General features: G+C 62.3%; 23 protein-coding genes. 10 read left to right on the plus strand and 13 right to left on the minus strand.

The annotated features are described in order from the left end of the window. Positions 1-6 precede the first annotated feature (6 nt). From AZF01_RS05925 to AZF01_RS05940, 4 genes are all read left to right on the plus strand, one after another. Positions 7-903 carry a carbohydrate ABC transporter permease gene (locus tag AZF01_RS05925; protein ID WP_024708036.1) on the plus strand — a complete coding sequence of 299 codons (897 nt, stop codon included), beginning with the start codon at positions 7-9 and terminating at the stop codon, positions 901-903. A 3-nt stretch (positions 904-906) separates the two neighbouring features. Then, complete coding sequence (locus AZF01_RS05930; RefSeq protein ID WP_024708035.1) at positions 907-1,998, plus strand: ABC transporter ATP-binding protein; 1,092 nt, start codon at positions 907-909, stop codon at positions 1,996-1,998. A 133-nt stretch (positions 1,999-2,131) separates the two neighbouring features. After that, positions 2,132-2,893 (plus strand): sugar phosphate isomerase/epimerase, encoded by a 762-nt coding sequence (locus AZF01_RS05935; protein WP_024708034.1) that lies wholly within the window; start codon positions 2,132-2,134, stop codon positions 2,891-2,893. An 11-nt stretch (positions 2,894-2,904) separates the two neighbouring features. Further along, the gene (locus AZF01_RS05940; protein WP_024708033.1) at positions 2,905-4,038 is read left to right on the plus strand and encodes a Gfo/Idh/MocA family protein; all 1,134 of its coding nucleotides are present in this window, start codon (positions 2,905-2,907) and stop codon (positions 4,036-4,038) included. A 20-nt stretch (positions 4,039-4,058) separates the two neighbouring features. On the opposite strand, the gene AZF01_RS05945 is transcribed toward AZF01_RS05940, so the two are convergent. Then, a complete protein-coding gene (locus AZF01_RS05945) occupies positions 4,059-5,075 on the minus strand; it encodes an AraC family transcriptional regulator (protein ID WP_024708032.1) in 1,017 nt (338 codons plus the stop codon). An 81-nt stretch (positions 5,076-5,156) separates the two neighbouring features. Next, on the minus strand, positions 5,157-5,978 hold the full coding sequence (locus AZF01_RS05950; RefSeq protein WP_024708031.1) for an SDR family oxidoreductase: 822 nt from the start codon (positions 5,976-5,978) through the stop codon (positions 5,157-5,159). A 281-nt stretch (positions 5,979-6,259) separates the two neighbouring features. Here AZF01_RS05950 and mgrA point away from each other — a divergent pair, with 281 nt between their 5' ends. Then, the gene (gene mgrA / locus AZF01_RS05960) at positions 6,260-7,309 is read left to right on the plus strand and encodes an L-glyceraldehyde 3-phosphate reductase (RefSeq protein WP_024708029.1); all 1,050 of its coding nucleotides are present in this window, start codon (positions 6,260-6,262) and stop codon (positions 7,307-7,309) included. Between the two features lie 83 nt (positions 7,310-7,392). Here the strand turns inward: mgrA and AZF01_RS05965 are convergent, their stop codons facing one another. After that, positions 7,393-8,418: a zinc ABC transporter substrate-binding protein gene (locus AZF01_RS05965; RefSeq protein ID WP_024708028.1), complete on the minus strand. Its 1,026-nt coding sequence runs from the start codon at positions 8,416-8,418 to the stop codon at positions 7,393-7,395. 135 nt (positions 8,419-8,553) lie between these two features. On the opposite strand from AZF01_RS05965, the gene AZF01_RS05970 reads away from it, so the two are divergent. From AZF01_RS05970 to AZF01_RS05980, 3 genes are read left to right on the plus strand one after another with little or no spacing between them, the layout of a single operon-like run. Then, positions 8,554-9,348, plus strand: a complete 795-nt coding sequence (locus tag AZF01_RS05970) for a metal ABC transporter ATP-binding protein (RefSeq protein ID WP_244435551.1) — start codon at positions 8,554-8,556, stop codon at positions 9,346-9,348. Continuing rightward, entirely contained in the window at positions 9,341-10,135 is a 795-nt protein-coding gene (locus AZF01_RS05975; protein ID WP_024708026.1) for a metal ABC transporter permease, read from the plus strand. The genes AZF01_RS05970 and AZF01_RS05975 overlap by 8 nt, the downstream gene beginning before the upstream one ends. 19 nt (positions 10,136-10,154) lie before the next feature. Next, complete coding sequence (locus AZF01_RS05980) at positions 10,155-10,553, plus strand: Fur family transcriptional regulator (protein WP_024708025.1); 399 nt, start codon at positions 10,155-10,157, stop codon at positions 10,551-10,553. A 16-nt stretch (positions 10,554-10,569) separates the two neighbouring features. Here AZF01_RS05980 and AZF01_RS05985 read toward each other — a convergent pair whose 3' ends face one another. Genes AZF01_RS05985 through AZF01_RS05995 form a run of 3 tightly spaced genes read right to left on the minus strand, consistent with a single transcriptional unit; the run spans position 10,570 to position 13,125 of the window. Then, positions 10,570-11,862, minus strand: a complete 1,293-nt coding sequence (locus AZF01_RS05985) for a diguanylate cyclase (protein WP_024708024.1) — start codon at positions 11,860-11,862, stop codon at positions 10,570-10,572. Continuing rightward, the gene (locus AZF01_RS05990) at positions 11,859-12,404 is read right to left on the minus strand and encodes a gamma carbonic anhydrase family protein (protein ID WP_024708023.1); all 546 of its coding nucleotides are present in this window, start codon (positions 12,402-12,404) and stop codon (positions 11,859-11,861) included. The genes AZF01_RS05985 and AZF01_RS05990 overlap by 4 nt, the downstream gene beginning before the upstream one ends. Before the next feature lie 31 nt (positions 12,405-12,435). After that, positions 12,436-13,125, minus strand: a complete 690-nt coding sequence (locus AZF01_RS05995; RefSeq protein WP_036237032.1) for a fumarylacetoacetate hydrolase family protein — start codon at positions 13,123-13,125, stop codon at positions 12,436-12,438. A gap of 308 nt (positions 13,126-13,433) precedes the next feature. Between AZF01_RS05995 and AZF01_RS06000 the strand changes: the two genes are divergently transcribed. Beyond that, on the plus strand, positions 13,434-14,507 hold the full coding sequence (locus AZF01_RS06000; protein ID WP_152534520.1) for a diguanylate cyclase: 1,074 nt from the start codon (positions 13,434-13,436) through the stop codon (positions 14,505-14,507). A 106-nt stretch (positions 14,508-14,613) separates the two neighbouring features. On the opposite strand, the gene gndA is transcribed toward AZF01_RS06000, so the two are convergent. From gndA to rpsD, 4 genes are all read right to left on the minus strand, one after another. Further along, positions 14,614-16,038 (minus strand): NADP-dependent phosphogluconate dehydrogenase, encoded by a 1,425-nt coding sequence (gndA, locus tag AZF01_RS06005; RefSeq protein ID WP_024708020.1) that lies wholly within the window; start codon positions 16,036-16,038, stop codon positions 14,614-14,616. Positions 16,039-16,200: 162 nt separating this feature from the next. Continuing rightward, positions 16,201-17,058 carry a tRNA 2-thiocytidine(32) synthetase TtcA gene (ttcA, locus tag AZF01_RS06010; protein WP_024708019.1) on the minus strand — a complete coding sequence of 286 codons (858 nt, stop codon included), beginning with the start codon at positions 17,056-17,058 and terminating at the stop codon, positions 16,201-16,203. A 46-nt stretch (positions 17,059-17,104) separates the two neighbouring features. Next, entirely contained in the window at positions 17,105-18,031 is a 927-nt protein-coding gene (locus AZF01_RS06015; protein WP_024708018.1) for a glutaminase, read from the minus strand. A gap of 108 nt (positions 18,032-18,139) precedes the next feature. Further along, positions 18,140-18,757 carry a 30S ribosomal protein S4 gene (gene rpsD / locus AZF01_RS06020; RefSeq protein WP_024708017.1) on the minus strand — a complete coding sequence of 206 codons (618 nt, stop codon included), beginning with the start codon at positions 18,755-18,757 and terminating at the stop codon, positions 18,140-18,142. Between the two features lie 295 nt (positions 18,758-19,052). On the opposite strand from rpsD, the gene AZF01_RS06025 reads away from it, so the two are divergent. After that, on the plus strand, positions 19,053-19,880 hold the full coding sequence (locus AZF01_RS06025) for an inositol monophosphatase family protein (RefSeq protein ID WP_024708016.1): 828 nt from the start codon (positions 19,053-19,055) through the stop codon (positions 19,878-19,880). 51 nt (positions 19,881-19,931) lie between these two features. Here the strand turns inward: AZF01_RS06025 and AZF01_RS06030 are convergent, their stop codons facing one another. From AZF01_RS06030 to AZF01_RS06040, 3 genes are all read right to left on the minus strand, one after another. Further along, positions 19,932-21,182: a multidrug effflux MFS transporter gene (locus tag AZF01_RS06030; RefSeq protein ID WP_024708015.1), complete on the minus strand. Its 1,251-nt coding sequence runs from the start codon at positions 21,180-21,182 to the stop codon at positions 19,932-19,934. 129 nt (positions 21,183-21,311) lie between these two features. Then, positions 21,312-21,647: a Grx4 family monothiol glutaredoxin gene (gene grxD, locus AZF01_RS06035; RefSeq protein ID WP_024708014.1), complete on the minus strand. Its 336-nt coding sequence runs from the start codon at positions 21,645-21,647 to the stop codon at positions 21,312-21,314. A gap of 153 nt (positions 21,648-21,800) precedes the next feature. Beyond that, complete coding sequence (locus tag AZF01_RS06040; RefSeq protein ID WP_036237030.1) at positions 21,801-22,034, minus strand: BolA/IbaG family iron-sulfur metabolism protein; 234 nt, start codon at positions 22,032-22,034, stop codon at positions 21,801-21,803. Position 22,035 lies beyond the last annotated feature (1 nt).

Raw genomic sequence — 22,035 nt, forward strand, 5'->3', positions numbered from 1 at the left:
GGGATGATGAGTGCAGTTGCTTCCAATGAACCGTCGGGGCCGCGCCCCAGGCGCCGCTTCGCGCCGTCGCGGATCATTCTCTATTCCATCCTGTTCGTCGCCGCGGTCTATTATCTCATTCCGCTCTATGTGATGGTGGTGACCTCGCTGAAGGGCATGCCGGAAATCCGCATGGGCAATATCTTCGCGCCGCCCGTCGAAATCACCTTCGAACCCTGGGTCAAGGCGTGGAGCCAGGCCTGCACCGGGCTCTACTGCGAAGGCATCCGCGTCGGCTTCTGGAATTCGGTCAAGATCACCGTTCCGGGTATCATCGTCTCGATCGCGGTCGCCTCGGTCAACGGCTATGCGCTGGCGAACTGGCGCTTCAAGGGCTCGGAATTCTTCTTCACGGTGCTGCTCTTCGGCGCTTTCATTCCCTACCAGGTGATGCTTTATCCGCTGGTGATCATCCTTCGGGAACTGCACATGTTCTCGACGCTTCCGGGCATCGTGCTGGTCCATACCATTTTCGGCATGCCGATCCTGACGCTCCTGTTCCGCAACTATTTCGCCTCGTTGCCGGAGGAGCTGTTCAAGGCGGCGCGCGTCGACGGCGCCGGCTTCTGGCAGATCTTCTTCCGCATCATGCTGCCGATGTCGCTGCCGATCTTCGTCGTCGGCATGATCATCCAGACGACCGGCATCTGGAACGACTTCCTCTTCGGCGTGATCTTCGCCGGCCAGCAGAACTATCCGATGACGGTGCAGCTCAACAACATCGTCAATGCGGTGCAGGGGGTCAAGGAATACAACGTCAACATGGCGGCAACGCTTCTGACCGGCCTCGTCCCGCTGGCCGTCTATTTCGTTTCCGGACCGCTTTTCGTGCGCGGCATCGCCGCCGGCGCGGTGAAAGGGTGAATGATGACTACGAGTGTTTCAATCAAGGATCTCTCGCTCTCCTTCGGCGCCGTCGACGTGCTGAAAAATCTCGATCTCGACATCAAGGACGGCGAGTTCCTGGTGCTTCTCGGTTCGTCGGGGTGCGGCAAGTCGACGCTTCTGAACTGCATCGCCGGGCTTCTGGACGTTACCGCCGGGCAGATTTTCATCAAGGACAGGAACGTGACCTGGCTCGAACCGAAGGATCGCGGCATCGGCATGGTGTTCCAGTCCTATGCGCTCTATCCGCAGATGACGGTGGAGAAGAACCTGTCCTTCGGACTGCAGGTTGCCAAGGTCTCCAAGGCTGAGATCGAAAAACGCGTCAAGCGGGCCTCCGAAATTCTGCAGATCGAACCGCTTCTGAAGCGCAAGCCCGCCGAGCTTTCGGGCGGCCAGCGCCAGCGCGTCGCCATCGGCCGCGCGCTTGTGCGCGATGTCGATGTCTTCCTGTTCGACGAGCCTCTGTCCAATCTCGACGCAAAGCTGAGGTCGGAGTTGCGCGTCGAGATCAAGCGCCTGCATCAGTCGCTGGAAAATACGATGGTTTACGTGACCCACGACCAGATCGAGGCGATGACGCTTGCCGACCGGATCGCGATCATGCGCGGCGGCGTCATCCAGCAGCTCGACGAGCCGACGACGATCTACAACCGCCCGGTCAACCGTTACGTCGCAGGCTTCATCGGCTCGCCCTCGATGAACTTCCTTGGCGGGGAACTGGCGGAAAAGGACGGGAAGACGATCTTCCGGTCCAACGGCGTCGACTTTGCCCTCGAGGGTTATGACGGCAACGGCCCTCTGCCGTCGTCGGGCAAGGTCACGCTCGGCGTCAGGCCCGAGCATGTGATGGTCGATGACGAGATCCAGGCCGGCCAGGAGGTGCATGAGGCCGTGGTCGATCTCGAGGAGCCCATGGGCGCGGACAATCTCCTGTGGCTGAAACATGCCGGCCATCTGTTCACCGTGCGCGTCGGCGGCAACAAGCGCTACAAGCCGGGGCAGCAAATCAGGCTCGCCTTCGCCATGGAACTGGCATCCCTGTTCGACGCGGAAACGGAGCTTAGGCTGTGATGCAATTGGAAAGTCCCGGCTTTCCCTTTCTGGCAAACGCGATAGAATTGCGGGACGGAAACACCTTTGCCGGCGCATGCCCGCGCCGGTCTCAATGCGGAGTTCGGCAGCACGCAACTGCCGGGAGGATGAGATGACGAAACTCGGATTTCAACTGTACAGCGCGCGCAATTATCAGCCCTTTTCCGGCGTGTTCCGCAAGCTCGCGGCCGCGGGTTATGGCGAGGTCGAGGGCTACGGCGCGCTTTATGACGATCTCGACGAGGCCGGCCTCGACCGGTTGGCCGCCGACCTCGAGGCAATCGGCCTGTCGATGCCGACCGGCCATTTCGGTCTGGCCATGCTGGAGGAGGACCCGGACCGCGTTCTGGAGATCGCCTCCAGGCTGAAGATGGACAGCGTGTTCTGCCCCTTTCTCCTGCCCGACCAGCGGCCCGACACGGCGAAGGGATGGAAGGAGTTCGGCGCGCGGCTGGAGGCGGCCGGAAAACCCTTCCGTGACGCCGGCCTCGTCTTCGGCTGGCACAACCACGATTTCGAGTTCGCGCTTCTGCCGGACGGCACGGCGCCGATGCGGCACCTCATGGCAGGCGGCCCGTCGCTTGCCTGGGAGGCCGATATCGCCTGGGTGATCCGCGGCGATGCCGATCCCTATTTCTGGATCGAGCTGTTCAAGGAGCGCATCACCGCCGTCCATGTGAAGGATATTGCGGAAGCCGGCGAGAACGAGGACGAGGATGGCTGGGCCGATGTCGGTTATGGCACGGTCGACTGGAAGGGGCTGATGAAGGTGCTGAAGTCCATGCCGATCAGGCATTACATCGTCGAGCATGACAATCCGAACGACGTCGATCGTCTGATCGAACGTTCGATCGCGTCCTTCCAGACCTTCTGAACGAGGCAAACATGACCAAGGAACTGGGTGTCGGCATCCTCGGATGCGGCAATATTTCCGCGACCTATTTTTCGCTCGCGCCGATGTTCAAGGGGCTGAAGGTGCTGGCCTGCGCCGACATCAACGCGGCCGCGGCCGCGGCGCGGGCGGAGGAGTACGGCGTCACGGCGCAGGGCGTGGACGATCTCTTCGCCAATGACGAGATCGACGTCATCGTCAACCTCACCATTCCGGCGGCGCATTACGACATGTCGCGGCGCGCGCTCGAAGCCGGCAAGCATGTCTATTCGGAAAAGCCGCTCGTGCTTTCCGTCGACGAGGGCAAGGAACTCGGACGCCTCGCGGCGGAAAAGGGCCTTGCCGTCGGCTGCGCGCCGGATACGTTCCTGGGCGGCGCCCATCAGCGCGCCCGTAAATATATCGATGAGGGCGGGATCGGGCGGGTCACCTCCGGCACCTGCCATGTGATGAGCCCGGGCATGGAGATGTGGCATCCGAACCCGGACTTCTTCTTCCTGCCGGGCGGCGGCCCGGTTCTCGATCTCGGACCCTATTATATCGCCAATCTGATCAACCTGATCGGACCGGTGAAACAGGTGGCGGCGCTGACCTCGATGGCGAACGAGACCCGCACCATCACCTCCGAACCGCGGCGCGGCGAGATCATCCCGGTCAAGACGCCGACCAATATCCACGCGCTTCTCGAGTTTGAAAGCGGCGCAACGGTCTCGCTTGCGGCAAGCTGGGATGTGTGGGCGCACCGCCATTCCCCCATGGAGCTTTACGGCACCGAAGGCTCGCTGTTCGTGCCCGATCCGAACTTCTTCGGTGGAACGGTGGAGGCGGCCGGACGCGACGGCGCCGTTGAGGTGCTGGACCTCGGCGATCATCCCTTCGGCAAGGCGAACCAGAACCTCGACAAGGGCGGGCGGGCAAACTACCGCACGGCGGGCCTGGCGGATATGGCGATGGCGCTGATCGAGGGGCGTGACGCCCGCTGTTCGCTCGAACGCGCGCTGCATGGGGTCGACGTGATGGCGGCAATCCTGAGATCGGGCGAAACCGGCGCTTTCGTGCCGCTGTCGACGACCTGCACCCAGCCGGCGGCCCTCGACGCCGAGGCGGCCGCGGCGCTTCTGCGGTAACAAGGCCCGATGCCTTGCCCTCAGGCGGAGCGTCGCTGCGGCGGCGTTCCGACCCTTCCGGCATGTCTCGCGCCTTCCGGCGTAAGGCCGGTCCATATCCGGAACGCCCGGTTGAAGGAATTCGGCTCGCTGAAGCCGAGGAGAAACGAGATCTCCGCCGACGGCAATGCCGTTGTCGTCAGATAGTGCCAGGCCAGGGCCTCGCGCGTCTCCTGCAGTATCTGCTGGTAGGAACAACCTTCCGATTCGATGCGTCTCTGCAGCGTACGCTTGCTCAGAGAGAGCTTGGTTGCCACCGCCTCGATCGATGCGAGCCCGCTCGGCAGGCCTTCCAGCAAGGCGGCCTTCACCCGTCTGACGGTCGTTGCGCCTTCCTCCAGATCGGCGAGCCGTTCACGCAGGCCCGGTTCGAATGCGTCCCACAGGCTTTCATTCGAGGTCAGGAAGGGGCGGGCGGCATCGCTTGCGGAGAAGGTCACGGCGTTGCGCGCGGCCGGTTTCATGCGTGCGCCGAGAAAGTCCTCGAAGGGCCTGGCCTGGGCCGGCGGTGCGGTCGTTTCGACCTCGACCGGTTTGATCAGTTCACGCGTGCCCATGCGCGCGAGCGTTACGGCAAAAAGCAGTTCGAACTGGATCATGCTTTGCGGCGGGTGGAATGGCGCATCAAGCCATGTCATCTCGACCGTCACAATATCCTCTGTTTCGATGAGGTCGAGGCGCATGGGCGCTATCAGTTTCTTGTAGGCCCTGATGCGGCTGAGCGCCACGCCGAGGTTGGGGCTGCACAGGGCGGCGAACAGGGGCGGCGAGAAGGATTCGGCGCGGACGGCCCGGCAGAGTTTCAGGGGAAAGAGCCGGTCATCCTGCGCCACCGCCTCCCAGAGACGGTAATAGTCCTCCGAGGCGAGCCGGAGGCCGGGACGCTGCAGAAGATCATCGGCGAGCCCGGCGCGCCTGAGGATGTCGGCCGGCACGAGGCCGAGATCCTTGAGCAACGGACGCCACGTGGCGTCAAGCGCATAGCCGGTCGTCATCATATGTGGCTTCATCCCTCATAGCGCGCTTCCGCTTTTCCTGGAAACGCTTCGACCCATCAACGCATTCTGCATGATCCGGCGTCAGTTGCCCATGCCGAATTGCGCCTTGAGACCGCCGATGAAGGTCGCGTCATCGCTTGCGGCGCGCCTCTCGAGAATGTCCACCGCATCTTCGCCCGCGGCATAGCGCAGTTGCGGCGTTTCGTCGGTGGCCGCGCGATAGACCACTTCGGCGATGGTTTCCGGCGACGAGCCGTTTTCCATCATCGGCCCGATGGCCTCAAGCAGCGTGTTCACAACCGGCTGGTATTCCTCAAGCGCTGGATCATTGCTGAAGTCGAGGGAGCGGCCGGAAAAATCGGTCCGTATGCCGCCCGGCTCCACGATCTTCACGGCGATGCCGAGGGGCTCCAACTCGAAATGCAGCGATTCCGACAGGCCTTCCACGGCGAATTTCGTGCCGTGATAAAGTGCCCCGAGCGGAAAGGTCATTCGTCCGCCGATCGATGAGATATTGACGATCACGCCGCTCTTTTGGGCGCGAAAATGCGGCAGCAGCGCCTTCGTGACGGCGATGAGGCCCATAACATTGACATCGAATTGCCGGCGGGCCTTCTCGAGCGGCGTCGCCTCCAGCGGCCCGAAGGCGCCGTAGCCGGCATTGTTGACCAGCACGTCGATTGCTCCGAAGGCCGAAATGCCGGCCTGGACGGCGCTCTCGATCGACCTCTGGTCCTCCACGTCGAGGCGGGCGACGAGCGTGCGGTCGAGACGCGTCAGTTCGGTTTCCTTCTCGGGCGCGCGCATGGTCGCGACCACGTTCCAGCCCTTGGCCTGGAACAGCCGCGCCGCAGCGCGGCCGAGGCCGCTCGACGTGCCGGTGATAAGAACGGTCCTTGTCATGATGTTTGCCTTTCCTGATCTCGACGGGAGATGGCAGGATAGCCGCCAGGGAAAGCGGCCGCATTGGCGGATGATGCCGTTCTTCAATCCGATCGCGCCAACCGATCCCTTCGGCCCGGCAGCCAAGAACATGGATCATTGCGGGCGAATGGACTATAGTCCGGCCTGGATTTTCCCAATGGCGGGCGGCCTTTTGCCGCGCGCTTTCTCCCACGAGCGCCTCTTCACGCGAAGGTTCCGTCCCTGAACCGGGGCGCCACGTCGAAATCAGGATGACAATAATGAGCTGGACACCGTCCGAAACGCGCTATGACACGATGAAATATAACCGCTGCGGCACTTCGGGCCTGAAGCTGCCGGCAATCTCGCTGGGGCTCTGGCACAATTTCGGCGACGACACGCCGCGCGAGCGCAAGGTCGCGATCTGCCAGACCGCCTTTGACGCGGGCATTACCCATTTCGATCTCGCCAACAATTACGGCCCGCCGGCGGGCACCGCCGAGACGGCCTTCGGTTCGATCATGAAGAAGGAGTTCGCCGGCCTGCGCGATGAAATGATCATCTCGTCAAAGGCGGGTTACGGCATGTGGCCGGGTCCCTATGGCGAATGGGGCAGCCGCAAATACATGATCGCCTCCTGCGACCAGAGCCTGAAACGGCTCGGTCTCGACTATGTCGACATCTTCTACTCGCACCGCTTCGATCCCGACACGCCGCTTGAGGAAACCATGCTGGCGCTCGACCATATCGTCCGTTCGGGCAGGGCGCTTTACGTGGGTATCTCGTCCTATAATTCGCAGCGCACCCGCGAGGCCTATGCGATCCTGAAGGAACTGAAGACGCCCTTCGTCATCCACCAGCCGAGCTATTCGATGATCAACCGCTGGGTCGAGGATGACGGGCTTCTTGATACGCTGGAGGAACTCGGCCTCGGCTCGATCGTGTTCTCGCCGCTCGCCCAGGGCATGCTGACGTCCAAATATCTGAACGGCATCCCGCAAGACAGCCGCGCCGCCCAGGGCAAGTCGCTGCAGCAGGCCTTCCTGAAGGACGAGACGATCGCCCATATCCGCGCGCTGAACGCGATCGCCGAGCGGCGCGGCCAGACGCTGGCGCAGATGGCGCTCGCCTGGGTGCTGCGCAAGGGCCGGGTAACGACGGCGCTGATCGGCGCGAGCCGTCCCGAACAGGTGACCGACTGCGTGGCAGCCCTCGACAATCCCGATTTCACCGATGCCGAACTGGCGGAAATCGATACCTACGCGCTCGACGCCAATATCAACATCTGGGCGAGATCGGCCGAGCGGAAAGGCCCCGAACGCAAGAAATAAAAAAAGCCTGCGGGTGGCAGCTACGACACCCGCAGGCCACTTCCCCCGGCCATGCGCGTGCCCGGGGGAAGTCTTCATGGCGTTTATTCGGCCACAAAGCAGTCGGTCAGATTGCCGGCCAAGTTTTCCAGCAGAATGAAGTAGAGGTCGGGTCCGTCTTCAAGGCCGGCGCCCAGCGGATCGAGAACGCCGGTGCGGGCGTCGGTTCCCTCGATGACCGCGTCGATGATTTTCGGCGGGAATTGCGGTTCGGAGAAGACGCAGGCCGCTCCCAGTTCCGTCAGCTTGTCGTGGATTTCGCGAATACGCTGGGCGCTCGGCGGCGCTTCCGGATTGACGGTGATCGAACCTGCCGCCTCGACGCCGAAGCGATGACCGAAATAGTGATAGGCGTCGTGGAAGACCACATAGGGTTTTGCCGGAACGCTGTCGATCTGGGCCTGGATGCCGGTGGTCAGTTCGTCGAGCCTGGTCTCCAGTTTCGCGGCATTGTCCGCATAGATTTCGGCGTTGGCAGGGTCGCGTTGAGACAGGGTTTCGGCCATGGCGGCGGCGAAGGCCCGCGCATTCAACGGATCGAGCCACATATGCGGGTCGACTTCTCCGTCATGATGGTGTCCGGCTTCTTCGTGCTCGTGCTCGTGCTCGTGCTCGTGCTCGTGGTCGTCTCCGGCTTCGCCATGGTCGTCGTGGTCGTGCTCGGCATGCGCATCCTCGTCATGATCGTGGTCATGAACGTCGAAGGCGCCGCCCTCGCGCGGTTCCAGCGTTTCCACGCCGGGGGCTTCCTCCAGCTCCACGATCTCGGCGTTGCCGCCGAGCGCCTCGAGCGGCTTGTCGAGGAAGTGCTCGAGCGCCGGGCCGATCCAGAACACGACGTCGGCCTCCTGCAGTGCGCGGGCCTCGGAGGGAGCCATGCTGTAGGTGTGCGGCGAGGCCGCGCCCTTGACCAGAAGCGTCGTCTCGGTCTCCGTTCCGGCCGTGATTGCGGTTGCCAGCGAATAGAGCGGCTTGATCGATGTGACCACCTTCAGGTTATCGTCCGCGATGGCGGCGCCTGCGGCCGAAACGGCAACCGTTGCGAGAAGAAGCGTATGAAGGGATTTCATCAGGACCTCACTTGCATGGGAATGTAATGTTATTACATCAATTGCGTAATGCTATAACGTATGTCATGGAACGCCGCAAGACGGAGTTTTCAGAAATTGACCAAGACCAATGACGAGGCCGGACTGCTGGTTTCGATGCAGGATGCCGGGATCAGGCGCGAGGGGCGCTTCCTGGTGCGCGGCGTCAGCTTCGATGTGCGCCGCGGCGAAATCGTCACCCTGATCGGGCCGAACGGCGCCGGCAAATCGACGAGCGCGAGGATGGCGATCGGCGTGTTCGAGCCGGACGAGGGCAGGGTGTGGCGCGCGTCCCGCCTGAAGATCGGCTATGTGCCGCAGAAGCTCAATATCGATCATTCGCTGCCGCTGACCGTGCGCCGTCTGATGACGGTGACGGGGCCGCTGTCGCGCGCGGAGATCTCCGAGGCGTTGGAGGCGGTCGGCCTGTCTCATATGGAAGAGGCAAGCGTTCAGACCCTGTCGGGCGGCGAATTCCAGCGGGCGCTTCTGGCCCGGGCAATCGCCCGCAAGCCGGACCTGCTGGTGCTCGACGAACCGGTGCAGGGCGTCGACTATTCCGGCGAGATTGCGCTTTACGAGCTGATCTCGAAGATCCGCGACCGCCAGGGCTGCGGCGTGCTGATGATTTCGCACGATCTGCATGTGGTGATGGCTCAGACCGATATTGTGGTGTGCCTGAACGGCCATGTCTGCTGCACGGGAACGCCAGAGGCCGTCAGCGGCAGCGAGGCCTATCAGGCGCTGTTCGGCGGGCGGGCATCGGGCGCGCTGGCGCTTTACCGCCATCATCACGACCACACTCATATGCCGGACGGCCGGGTGCGCCATGCCGATGGCTCGGTGACCGACCATTGTCATCCGCAGGACGGCCACCACGCGCATCATGACAGCGAGAAATCCCATGCTTGACGATTTCTTCACCCGCGCGCTGATTGCCGGCATCGGCGTTGCCCTGATGGCGGGGCCGCTCGGCTGCTTCATCATCTGGCGGAAGATGGCCTATTTTGGCGATACCATGGCGCACTCGGCATTGCTCGGCGTCGCGCTCTCGCTGCTCTTTGCCGTCAATCTCACCCTCAGCGTCTTCGTGGTCGCGACGGCGATTTCGGTCCTGCTCATTCTGCTGGAGCGCCGACGGGCCCTCTCCACCGACAGCCTGCTTGGCATTCTCGCCCATTCGACGCTCGCCGTCGGGTTGGTGATCGTTTCCTTCCTCACCTGGGTCCGGGTCGATCTCATCAGCTTTCTCTTCGGCGACATCCTGTCGGTCACGCGTGCCGATATTGCCATCGTCTGGCTGGGCGGGCTGGTCGTCGTCGGCGCGATTGTCGCGCTGTGGCGGCCGCTGCTTGCCGCGACCGTCTCGCCGGAAATCGCGCAGGCGGAAGGCCTGCGGCCTGAAACAGCGCGCTTCGTCTTTATGCTGCTGATGGCGCTGGTGATCGCGATCGCCATGAAGATCGTCGGCATCATGCTGATCACGTCGCTGCTGATCGTGCCGGCGGCGACCGCGCGCCGCTTTGCCCGGACGCCGGAGGCCATGGCGATGATCGCCTCGCTGATCGGCGCGGTCTCCGTGGTGATGGGCCTCTACGCTTCGCTGTATTACGATACGCCCTCTGGACCCTCGATCGTCGTTGCCGCCATGCTGCTTTTCGTTGCCGGCCTGGCGCCTCTTGCAGTCCGACGCGCATGAAGGAGGTTTTGTCATGCCCATAGCCACCCGTAAACTGACGCGCAACCAATCTCTCGTCTTCGATTGCCTTTCCGGCAGCGACGGGCCGCTCAGCGCCTACACCATCCTCGACAGGCTGAGGGATCACGGTTTCAAGGCACCGCTTCAGGTCTATCGCGCGCTCGACAAACTCACCGATGCCGGCATGGTGCACCGGCTGGAAAGCATGAATGCCTATGTCGCCTGCGCCCATCCGGACGAGGACTGCACCCATCACGGCATGACCGCCTTTGCCATCTGCGAGGGGTGCGGCGCGGTGATCGAGTTCCATGCCCATGAAATAGAACATGCGCTGGCGGCGCTGGCGCAGAGCAGGAAATTCAGGCCCGAGCGGATGACGGTGGAAATGCGCGGCCTGTGCGAGGCCTGCCGAAGCTGAATGGCATAGGCGCCGGTCAGGAAGCTTTTTGCGCGGCCGTGTCGCCACCGCTTTTCGCCGAGGGCGGCTGCCGGTCTTCCTCGCCCGGATTGTCGAGAGATGTCAGGTTGCGCCCTGCCTGTTTGGCCGCATAGAGCGCCCGGTCCGCCCGTATCAGCAGGCTGCGCGGTTCGTGATGCGTCCTGGAGGGGCGTTCGGTCGCAACGCCGATCGAGACGGAGAGCCGCTTCAGCGGGCTTGTCGCATGCGGGATGTCGATCCGGGCGATGGCCTCGTGGATCCGGCCGGCCATTCTCAGTCCGCCATTTTCCTCGCAGTTCGGCAGCACCAGCGCGAATTCCTCGCCGCCGAAACGCGCCGGCAGGTCGCTTTCGGCGCGCGTGCTCGCCTTGAGCGCGGCGGCAACCTGCTTGAGGCACTCATCGCCGGCCGGATGGCCGTAGGTGTCGTTATAGCCCTTGAAGTGATCGATATCGATCATCAGCAGGGTCAGAGGCTCGCCGCTGAACCGCGCCGTCTCCCAGCTTTGCCGCAGGCATTCGTCAAACAGGCGCCGGTTGGCAAGGTCGGTCAGCGCATCGGTGTTGGAGATATGATCGAGCGAGCGATACTCGCTCAAAAGCGCCTCGCCGCGCAGCTTCTCGCGCAGGTAAAGCAGGAAGATCTTTCGCTCGATTGTTTCGATCCGCAGGTTGGCGAGCAGCGTCAGCGTCGTCGTCGCCAGAAGAAAGATCAGCGGCGAGGTCTTCTCGTCGGAAGTGAGCGTCGGCAGAGGCAAGATGAAGTAGACGGCGATGGCGAAGTTGATCCCCGAGGCCAGAAGCGCCTGGGGCGGGCGCAGGGGCAGGGCGATATTGGCGATGACGGCGACAAGAATGAAGGTATAGGGCTCATAGCGCACGATCGGATTGCCGACCGTAACCAGCATCAACCCGGCTCCGAGCGAGGCGACGGAGATACCGAGGATCGACATCAGTCCCGGCAGTCGCGTGTCGTGGCGCTGCGCGATCACCAGTGACAGCGCTGCCACCAGAACGCCGATAACGCCTGCCCGGATGATCGAGAGCTCCACAATCAGGTTCGGGCGGTAGACCAGGTCGACGATAACGAAGGCAAACAGAAAAGCGATGCCGACCAGCGCGGTGCGGACGATCTGGCGATGGCGGCTGGCGTGGATATGGGCATTGAACCGTTCTTCGAGTTCCGGCGGAAATGTCAGCACCCAGCCCTTGCGCGAAAGCTGCCTGCCGATCAATTCGTCAAGCGCCTGGTCGCGTTTCGGCAAGGTGATGAACGGCGACGGATTCATCCGGTTGAACCGCTTCCGATAACCGTGAGTTCGCGTTCGAACCGCTTCCAGTTTTCCTGATAGCTTGTCGCCGAGCGGCGCAGACCCTCGATTGAAGCCGCATCGAGCGTGCGCACCGCCTTCGCCGGAGCGCCGACGATAAGGCTGTTGTCGGGAAAGGTCTTGCCTTCCGTCACCAGGGCATTGGCGCCGACAAGGGAGTTGCTGCCGATAACCGCGCCGTTGAGAATGGTGGCGCCCATGCCCACGAGGCTGTTGTCGCCGATCGTGCAGCCGTGAATGATGGCGTGATGGCCGATCGTGCAGCCCCTGCCGATGGTCGCGGGCGCGCCCATGTCGGTGTGGATCATCACGCCGTCCTGTATGTTGCTGCCGGCGCCGATGGTGATCGGTTCGTTGTCGCCGCGCAACACGGCCCTGAACCAGATACCAACATCGTCGCCGATGATGATGTTGCCGATCACCGCAGCATCGGGTGCGATCCAGAAGGCGCCTTGCGCGGGAAGTGTCGGTCGGCGGTCGCCGAGCGCGTAAATCGTCAATTTCCGTCCTCCTGAGAAACGTCAGAGTATATCAGATCACGTCGAATGCAAGTTTTGCGACAGTGTCGATCTCGCAGGCGATCCTGTCGCCGCGTGAAACCGGCCCCACCCCGGAGGGCGTTCCGGTCAGGATGATGTCGCCGGGCGCAAGCATGACGTAGCGAGACAGTTCCGCGATGATTTCCGGCACTTTCCAGATCATCTGGCTGAGGTCGCCGCGCTGGGTTTCCGCGCCGTTGCGATAAAGCGTGATCGCGCCTGCGTCGGGATGGCCGATATCCGCGGCGCGCGCGATTTCGGATACCGGCGCCGAATGCTCGAAGGCCTTCGCCATCTCCCAGGGCCGGCTCTTCGTTTTCGCCTCGTCCTGTATATCGCGCCGCGTGAAATCCACCGAGACGCCATAGCCGTAGACGCAGTCGAGAGCCTTCTCAAGGTTGATATCGCTGCCGCCGGCCTGAAGCGCCACATAACACTCGACCTCGTGGTGCACATTCGCCGAGCGGCTCGGATAGGGAAAGGAAAGGCCCGGCAGAAGCAGATTGTCGGGGTTCTTCTGAAAGAAAAACGGCGCCTCGCGATCGGGGTCGTGGCCCATCTCCACCGCATGGGCGCCGTAGTTCCGTCCCACGCAATAGACGCGGCGAACCGGAAAGCGCTCCTCGATACCGGTCACGGGGATCAGTTTCGCGGGTGGCGGAGGAAATACGGTTGCTGACATTGCCGGTGTGTCTTTCTGCTGTCTGCTGCGGAGCCTTAAGTTTTGGGCCAATCGGCTCGCCCGATCAAGCCAACCCTTTATGCAAATGAAGATTGAGCAGGGGATGGTTAGCCTTTGTGGACATTTTTTACTTGTGGTGAACGGGGCATTAACCGTAACAACGGCCCCAATTGCGTGATGCGTTTCCCCTGAAATGTCTGTGACCGAAAGCCGTGGCGCTGCGAGGCGCCTTCGGTGGGAGGCATCACCCGTCGTTCTTGCCGGAGAATGGGAACGGGCGAAAAAACCGGAAAGCGGGACAGCGACTGATGATAGAGAGTTTCGGTATTCTCGCGAGCATGCTGGAGAAAGTGGGTTTGGCCGCATTGGTCATTCTGACCTACCGCGCCATCCTGCGCTCTCGCTTGCCGTCGCTCTGGTCGGGGCCCGCGATCGGCGTCCTCTTCAGCCTCGGCGCGGCCATCACGATGATCGATCCGCTGGTGGTCGGTCCCGGCATCGTCGTTGACATCCGCGTTGTCATGGTGGGCCTGGCCGCGCTTTTCGGCGGTTTCTGGGCGGCGCTGATTGCCTGCGTCGTCACCGTCGCCGTCAGAATATCCATTGGCGGCGCCGGCATGTTGCCCGGAACGGTCAGCATCATCATGGCCGCCGTCATCGCGCTCGTCTTCGTGCGCATTCGCGGCCCGAGGCGCGATCTTGGCAACCTTGCGCTTCTCGGGCTTGCGATTTCCCTCAGCCTTTCCAGCGTTCTTCTGATGCCGCTCGATTTCGTGATCAACACGGCGGCGAAGTCCTTGCCGGTGCTTGTCGTCAGGAATGTGCTCGGCGCGATGATTCTCGGTTATCTCCTGGCGATGGAAGAAAACCGCGAAGTCGAGCACAACACCTTCAAGGAACTTGCCGAACGCGATGCGCTGACCGGCCTCTCCAACCGCCGGGCGCTGGAAGTGCTGGAGCGGCGCAATCCGAACCACGACACGACCGAACTCTTCTGCGTCATCATGTTCGACCTCGACCATTTCAAGACCGTCAATGATACGCACGGCCACAGTTTCGGCGATGCCGTGCTGGCGCGCTTTGCCGAAATCATTTCGCGGCGCATCCGCGGAAGCGACCTTGTGGTGCGATACGGCGGCGAGGAGTTCTGCGTCATCCTCAATGATGCGCTCCTGAGCAATGCCGCCCGCATTGCAGAAGATATCAGGCAACAGCTTGCCGGCGAGGTTTTCGGCGGCGACGTCACCGTAACGGTCAGCGCCGGCGTCGCCCAGTCGTCCGAAGATGAGCCCTCGGTCTATCCGGTGATCAAGAGTGCCGACAAGGCGCTTTACGAGGCCAAGCGCGATGGCCGCAATCGCGTGGCGATCCACGCGGAGTAACCGCTCCTTGCTGTTGCCGGGAGCCCGGCAGAACGAGCGCCTTGCAAAAAAAAAGCCCCGCGCCGGCGGGGCTTTTTCCGTTTCGTGATCCTGCGATGCGCCTTCTTCAGGCCGCGCCGCTGCCCCAGGGGCCGTGATGGATGTCGAGGCCGTCGAGACGGTCGAACCCATGAGCGCCGAAGAAGTCGCGCTGCGCCTGGATCAGGTTGGCGGTGCCGCGCGACTGGCGATAGGCGTCGAAATAGGTGAGCGCCGAGGCGAGGCCCGGCACCGGAAGGCCGGCGGAGGTGGCGGCGGCAACGATGCGGCGCAGCGACGGCAGGCACTCGTTGACCATGCCGGCAAAGGCGGGCGTGACGATCAGGTTGGCAACATCCGGCGTTTCGGAAAAGGCCTTGGTGATCTCGTCGAGGAACTGCGAGCGGATGATGCAGCCGGCGCGCCAGATCCGGGCGATTTCCGGCATGGGCAGGTTCCAGCCATACTGCTCGGAGGCCGATGCCATCACGTCGAAGCCCTGTGCGTAAGCCGCGATCTTGGCGGCGAAGAGCGCCAGCTCCAGGTCGCGGTTGAGCCAGGGACCCGGCGGGATCTTGAATTCCAGTTCTTCCTTGTTGAACATCGGCTCGGCGGCCTTGCGTTCATCGCGCATGGACGACAGGCAACGGGCGGCGACGGCGGCCTCGATGACGGTGGCCGGGACGGCAAGCTGCTGCGCTTCGATCGCGGACCAGCGGCCGGTGCCCTTCTGGCCGGCGGCATCGACGATGATGTCGGGCATGGCCTTGCCGGTTTCCGGATCGGTCGCCGTCAGCACCTTGGCGGTGATCTCGATCAGGAAGGAATTCAGTCGACCATTGTTCCATTCGCTGAAGACATGGGCGATTTCCGAGGCGCTCATGCCGACGCCGTCGCGCAGGATGCCGTAGATTTCGGCGATCATCTGCATGTCGGCATATTCGATGCCGTTATGGATGGTCTTGACGAAGTGGCCGGCGCCGTCCGGGCCGAGCCAGGCGCAGCACGGGTCGTCGGCATATTTCGCCGAGATCGAGGTCAGCACTTTCTCGACGCGGGCATAGCTGTCTTCCGTGCCCCCGACCATGATCGAGGGACCGTGACGCGCGCCTTCCTCGCCGCCGGAAACGCCCATGCCGATAAATGTCAGGCCCGTGCCTTCCAGCTCCTGGAAGCGGCGGCGGGTATCATGGAAATTCGCATTGCCGGCATCGATGATGATGTCGCCATTGCCGAGATAGGGGCGCAGCTTTTCGATTTCCTGATCGACCGGATCGCCGGCCTTGATCATGATGATGAGCGGGCGCGGCGGGCGGATGGCGGCCACGAATTCCGAAAGCGTTTCGGTCGGCACAATGTTTTTCTGAAGGTCGCCGGCGCTTGCGTAAAAGGCGCGCGTCTTGTCGACCGTGCGGTTGTAAACGGCGATTCTGTTGCCTTTTTCGGCAATGTTCAGGGCGAGGTTGGAGCCCATGACACCCAGACCAATCAGGCCGATTTCTGCTTTTTCCACGACATCACCTCTCGTGTTTGATGGTGGCCTTTTGTGGCATCGTGGCAGACAAACGGCAAGGCCGCGAGGCGCAGAACCTTCTCTTTTCAGGAAGATGACCGAAAGTTTAGTGAAACTGACATAATATCGCGGACCCGAAAAGCTGTCTTCCGATCCCGGACTTCAGTCGGCTTGAGGTCTCAACCCGGCAAAATCGAAAAGCTTCGGATCGAGAAGATGCGAGGGATTCGCATTGCAGAGCGCCCGCAGCATCACTTCCTTGCGACCAGGCATGCGGGCTTCCATGTCGGCCAGCATCTGCTTCATTGCGTTGCGCTCCAGCCCGTCCTGCGAACCGCAGAGATCGCAGGGGATGATGGGAAAGCGCATCACCTCGGCAAAGCGCGCCAGATCGTCTTCCGCCGCATAGGCAAGCGGGCGCAGAAGCGTCAGGTCTCCGTCATCGTTCAAGAGCTTGGCCGGCATGGTGGCAAGCCGGCCGCCGTGGAAGAGGTTCATGAAAAAGGTTTCGAGAATGTCCTCGCGGTGGTGGCCGAGCACCAGCGCATCGCAGCCTTCCTCGCGTGCGATCCGGTAGAGATGGCCGCGCCGGAGCCTCGAGCAGAGCGAGCAATAGGTGGAACCCGGCGAAAGCTTGTCGGTGACGATCGAATAGGTATCCTTGTATTCGATCCGGTATCTGACCCCGAGCTTCTCGAGATAGCCGGGCAGAACATGTTTCGGAAAATTCGGCTGGCCCTGATCGAGATTGCAGGCAATGAGTTCGACCGGCAGCAGACCGCGCCATTTCAGCTCCATCAGCACGGCGAGAAGCCCGTAACTGTCCTTGCCGCCCGAAAGCGCGACGAGCCAGCGCTTCTGCCCGTCCAGCATGGAAAAATCGGAGATCGCCTGGCGCGCCTGTCGCAACAGCCGCTTGCGCAGCCGCTGAAAGCTGACGGAGGAGGGCGCATCGGCAAACAGCGCGCGGAAGGCGCCGTCTTCCGCCGTGGTTTCCTCGAGGGTCTCTGCGTCGCTCATGGTCTCGTCACTTTCATTCAACATTTGCATTGCCGGACCTTGCCGTTCAGGTGCCGAACACCGACCAGCCGGTGCGTGCGGCAAGCATTTCCAGCGCGATGCTGCCAAGCAGGGAATTGCCGGTCTCGTCAAGTCCCGGCGACCAGACGGCGATCGAGGCTCTGCCGGGGGCAACGGCGAGAATGCCGCCGCCGACGCCTGATTTTCCCGGAAGGCCGACGCGGAAGGCGAAATCGCCGGAGCCGTCATAATGGCCGCAGGTCAGCATGATCGCGCTGATGCGCCGTGCGCGCCTGGGCGAGACGACGGAAAAGCCCGTCAGCGGATTGGTGCCGCGATTGGCAAGGAACAGGCCGGCATGGGAAAGCTGGACGCAGTTCATGGCAAGCGCGCATTGGTGAAAATAGACGCCGAGGACATGGTCGACGGGGTGTTCAAGATTGTCGAAGCCGCGCATGAAATTGGCGAGCGCGAAATTGCGATAGCCGGTGCGCTGCTCGGATCGGGCCACCGCCTCGTCAATATAAAGGCTCTCGTCATTGGCGACATAATGCATGAAACGCAGGAACTCGCCGATTGCCTCGCGCGGGCGGTGGCCGGCCAGCACGATGTCGGAGACCACGATGGCGCCGGCATTGATGAAGGGATTGCGGGGGATGCCGTGCTCGTGCTCCAGCTGGATGATCGAGTTGAAGGCCGAGCCCGAGGGCTCGCGCCCGACGCGGCGCCAGATCGTCTCGCCCACCTTGCCGAGCGCGAGCGTCAGCATGAAGACCTTGGAAATGCTCTGGACCGAAAAGGCGGTCTCCGCATCGCCGGCGCGGTAGGTCGTGCCGTCGACGGTGGTGATCGCGATGCCGAGCTGCTTCGGGTCCACCTTGGCGAGCTCGGGAATATAGTCCGCCACCTTGCCCTCGCCGAGTCGGGGAGAAAGATCGCGCACAATGTCGTCGGCAATGGCCTGCAGGTCCATGGTCGTCCTCTCGGGGTTTGATACCCACACTAAACGCAACATGCGCCGGACAAAAGAAAAGCCGCCCCGATGGAGCGGCTTCTCGAAATGCAATCCGCGTGAGAAAAATCAGCGCGAATAGAACTCGACGACGAGGTTCGGTTCCATGATGACCGGGTAGGGGATATCGGCAAGCGCCGGAACCCGTACGTAGGTCGCAACCATCTTGGAATGATCGGCGTCGATATATTCCGGAACGTCGCGCTCGGCGAGCTGGGTTGCCTCGAGAACGCTTGCAAGCTGCTTGGAGCGCTCGCGAACCTCGATGACATCGCCCGGCTGGCAGCGGTAGGAGCCGATGTTGACCCTGGTGCCGTTGACCGTGACGTGGCCGTGGTTGACGAACTGACGGGCGGCGAAGACCGTCGGAACGAACTTGGCGCGGTAGATGATCGCGTCGAGGCGGCTTTCCAAGAGGCCGACCAGGTTTTCACCGGTGTCGCCCTTGCGGCGGTTGGCTTCCTCGAAGATGGCCAGGAACTGCTTTTCGCGCAGTTCGCCGTAATAGCCCTTCAGCTTCTGCTTGGCGCGCAGCTGCACGCCGAAGTCGGAAAGCTTGCCCTTGCGGCGCTGACCGTGCTGACCGGGGCCGTATTCGCGGCGGTTGACCGGGGACTTCGGACGGCCCCAGATGTTTTCGCCCATACGGCGGTCGATTTTATGCTTGGACGATTCGCGCTTGCTCATCGTATTTCCTTTAAGTCATAACAAAAGAACCGGCCTTCGCCGGCTCCAAGGAAACACGCCCTCCTTTGGTTCCTCCCGAGGGAAGATCCTGACAGGTTTTCGCGGAAAAAAGCGCCCGGAAAACCACGGGACATGTCGGTGAAACATCGGCCCAAGGCCGTTGTTGGCGCGGAGATAGTCGGGTTTTGCCGAAAAGTCAACGGCAAAGCTGGCCCCATAGACCCGGCAGCCATGGACTTTGCGGGTCCGGGCGTGATTTAACCGGCGTCAGTGATTTCAAACAGGATTTCAGCAGATGAATTTGACTCCCGAAACGCTCGACGCCATTGCCGGGCTGATGCGCGACGCCGCCAAACAAGAGATCCTGCCGCGCTTTCGCAAGCTGGGCGATGAGGACGTGGCGGAGAAGACCGAGGCGAGCGATCTCGTCACCATCGCCGATACCGGCGCGGAACGGGTGATCAAGGCCGGCATCGAGAAGATCCTGCCCGAAGCCGTCTTCATCGGCGAGGAGGGCGTTGCCGCCGACCCGTCGCTGCTTGCCAAACTGAAGGATGCCGAGCTTGCCGTGGTTGTCGATCCGATCGACGGCACGTTCAACTTTGCCCACGGCATTTCCGCCTTTGGCGTCATGGTCGCGGTCGTTTCGAGAGGAGAGACGGTGGCAGGGCTGATCTACGATCCGATGGGCGATGATTTCATGATCGCGGAAAAGGGCGGCGGCACATGGCTGAAGCGGGCAGACGGTTCGTCGAGCCGGATGAAGGTCGCCGCGCCCGTCGCGCTTCCGGAAATGCTGGGCACGGCCTCGGTCGCCTTCATGCCGAACGAGAAGCGGGCCAAGCTGCTGGCGAACACCGTGAAACTGCGCTTTGCCGCAAGCTATCGCTGTGCCGCCGTGGAATACCGCGCCTTCGCCGCCGGCGGCCTGCACTTCGTCACCTATTTCAAGCTGATGCCCTGGGACCACCTGGCCGGCGTGCTGATCGGCCAGGAGGCCGGCGGCTACATCGCCCGCTATGACGGCTCGCCCTACCGGCCCGATCACCTCGACGGCGGCATTCTCGGCGCGCCCGACGAGGAGAGCTGGCGGGAACTGCGGGAGAAGGTCTTTTCGCTGTAAGGAAAGAGCCGACCGGAAGAAAAAGGCGCCCCGCGAGGCGCCTTTTTCTCTTCAGACTTCGGGGTTATGCGGCTGCATCAGCTTGCCTTTTTCCGCAATCAGCGTGAAGCCGAGGGCGATGACGCCGAAGATGAAGAAACCGGCGATCATAGGCGTCGTTGTGCCGTTGAAGGAAAGGCCGATCACCGCCCCGAGCAGCGCTGAGCCTGCCGTGCTGGCGAAGCCGAGGATCGAGGACGCCGCGCCCGCCACATGGCCGAGCGGCTCCATCGCCAGCGCGTTGAAGTTCGGCGCGATCCAGCCGAACTGGAACCACGCAACGGCGAAGATGACGTAGAAGACGAAGAACGGCATGGCGCCGGCAAAGATCAGGTCGATCGCCAGCCAGACGCCGTTGGTCACAACGAAGCCGATCAACGCGCCGTGCGAAAGCCTGCGCATGCCGATCCTGCCGACAATCCGCGAATTGGCGAGCGAGGAACCCGCCATGATGATGCCGATGCCGGCAAAGGCGAGGGGGAACAGCGTGCCAAGTCCGTAGATGTCGACATAGACCTGCTGCGCCGAGGTCACGAAGCCGAAGATGCAGGCCATGATGAAGGTGGTCGCAAGCGTGTAGAACAGCGCAACGCGGTTGCTCAGCACATAGGCGAAACTGTGCAGCACCGCCTTCGGCGTCAGTTCGATCACGTCTTCGGGGTGCTGGGTTTCCGGCAGGCGGAACGTGACCCAGAAGAAATTGCCGAGCGCTGCGAGCCCGAGGAAAACGAAGACCAGATGCCAGTCCCCGAACAGCATGATCGTCTGGCCGATCGACGGCGCGATCACCGGAATGATCATGAATACCATCATGATCAGCGACATGATCTCGGCCATCTTGCGGCCGCCGTAAAGGTCGCGCACGACCGCGACGGAGATGACGCGGGTTGCGGCGGCGCCGAGCCCCTGACAGAAGCGCACGACAAGCATCATGGTGAAGCTCGGCACGAAGGCACAGAAAACCGCGCCGATGAAATAGATCACCAGGCCGACAAGCAGCGGCAGCTTGCGCCCGAACCGGTCCGCCAGAGGGCCATAGGCAAGCTGCGCCACGCCGAAGCCCAGCACATAGGACGTGATGATGAACTGATGCTGGTTTTCGGCCTCGACGCCGAGGCTGGCGCCGATCTGCTTGAGGCCCGGCAGCATGATGTCGATGGCCAGCGCGTTGAGCGCCATCAGCCCCGCCATCATCGCGACCAGTTCCCATTTGCCGGGCGCCTTGCGCACCAGAGGTCCCGCACTTTGTAATGTCTCTGTCACAACGATTAATCCTGAAAGCAAAATAAGGCGCCGCATGCGCGACGCCCGTTCCTGAAGGCCTGCAAAATGCTGTCCGGGCAGCCGCATGGGCGCCTGCCCGCCGGGACAAACCCTGCCGGTGACCGGCGCCTATGCCGCGCCGCGCACCGCCACGCCCTTGGAGGACAGATGTTCCTGCAGCTCTCCGGCCTGGAACATCTCGCGCACGATATCACAGCCGCCGACGAACTCGCCCTTCACGTAAAGCTGGGGAATGGTCGGCCAGTTGGGGTAATCCTTGATTCCCTGACGCAGATCGCCGTCGGCCAGCACGTTGATGCCTTTGTAGTCGACGCCGAGATAGTCGAGAATCTGCACGACCTGTCCGGAGAAACCGCACTGCGGAAACTGCGGGGTTCCCTTCATGAAGACGACGACATCGTTCCCGTCGACTTCGCTTTTGATGTAGGTGTTGATGTCACTCATGGGCAATCCTTTCACATACGGGTTCAAGGTCCGCAGCGTTTATTTGCTTTCAGCATATAATCGATCGATTGACAACCGCCAAGTCCAAAGCACGTGAAACCGGCGAAAATCAATCATTGCCGGCATTCGTCGAAAAACCGTCGGCGGGCTCCGCTATTGCGGAGCCGATGTCTGCAGGGCCAGCGCATGCAGCACGCCGCCCATATTCCCCTTCAGGGCGTCGTAGACCATCTGATGCTGCTGCACCCTGGTCTTGCCCCTGAAGCTTTCCGACACGACCTCGGCGGCGAAATGATCGCCGTCGCCCGCCAGATCCCTGATCGTGACCGTGGCGTCGGGAATGGCTGCCTTGATCATGTCTTCGATTTCGCCCGCGCTCATTGCCATG

The organism is Martelella sp. AD-3 (genome assembly GCF_001578105.1).
Classification (GTDB): domain Bacteria; phylum Pseudomonadota; class Alphaproteobacteria; order Rhizobiales; family Rhizobiaceae; genus Martelella.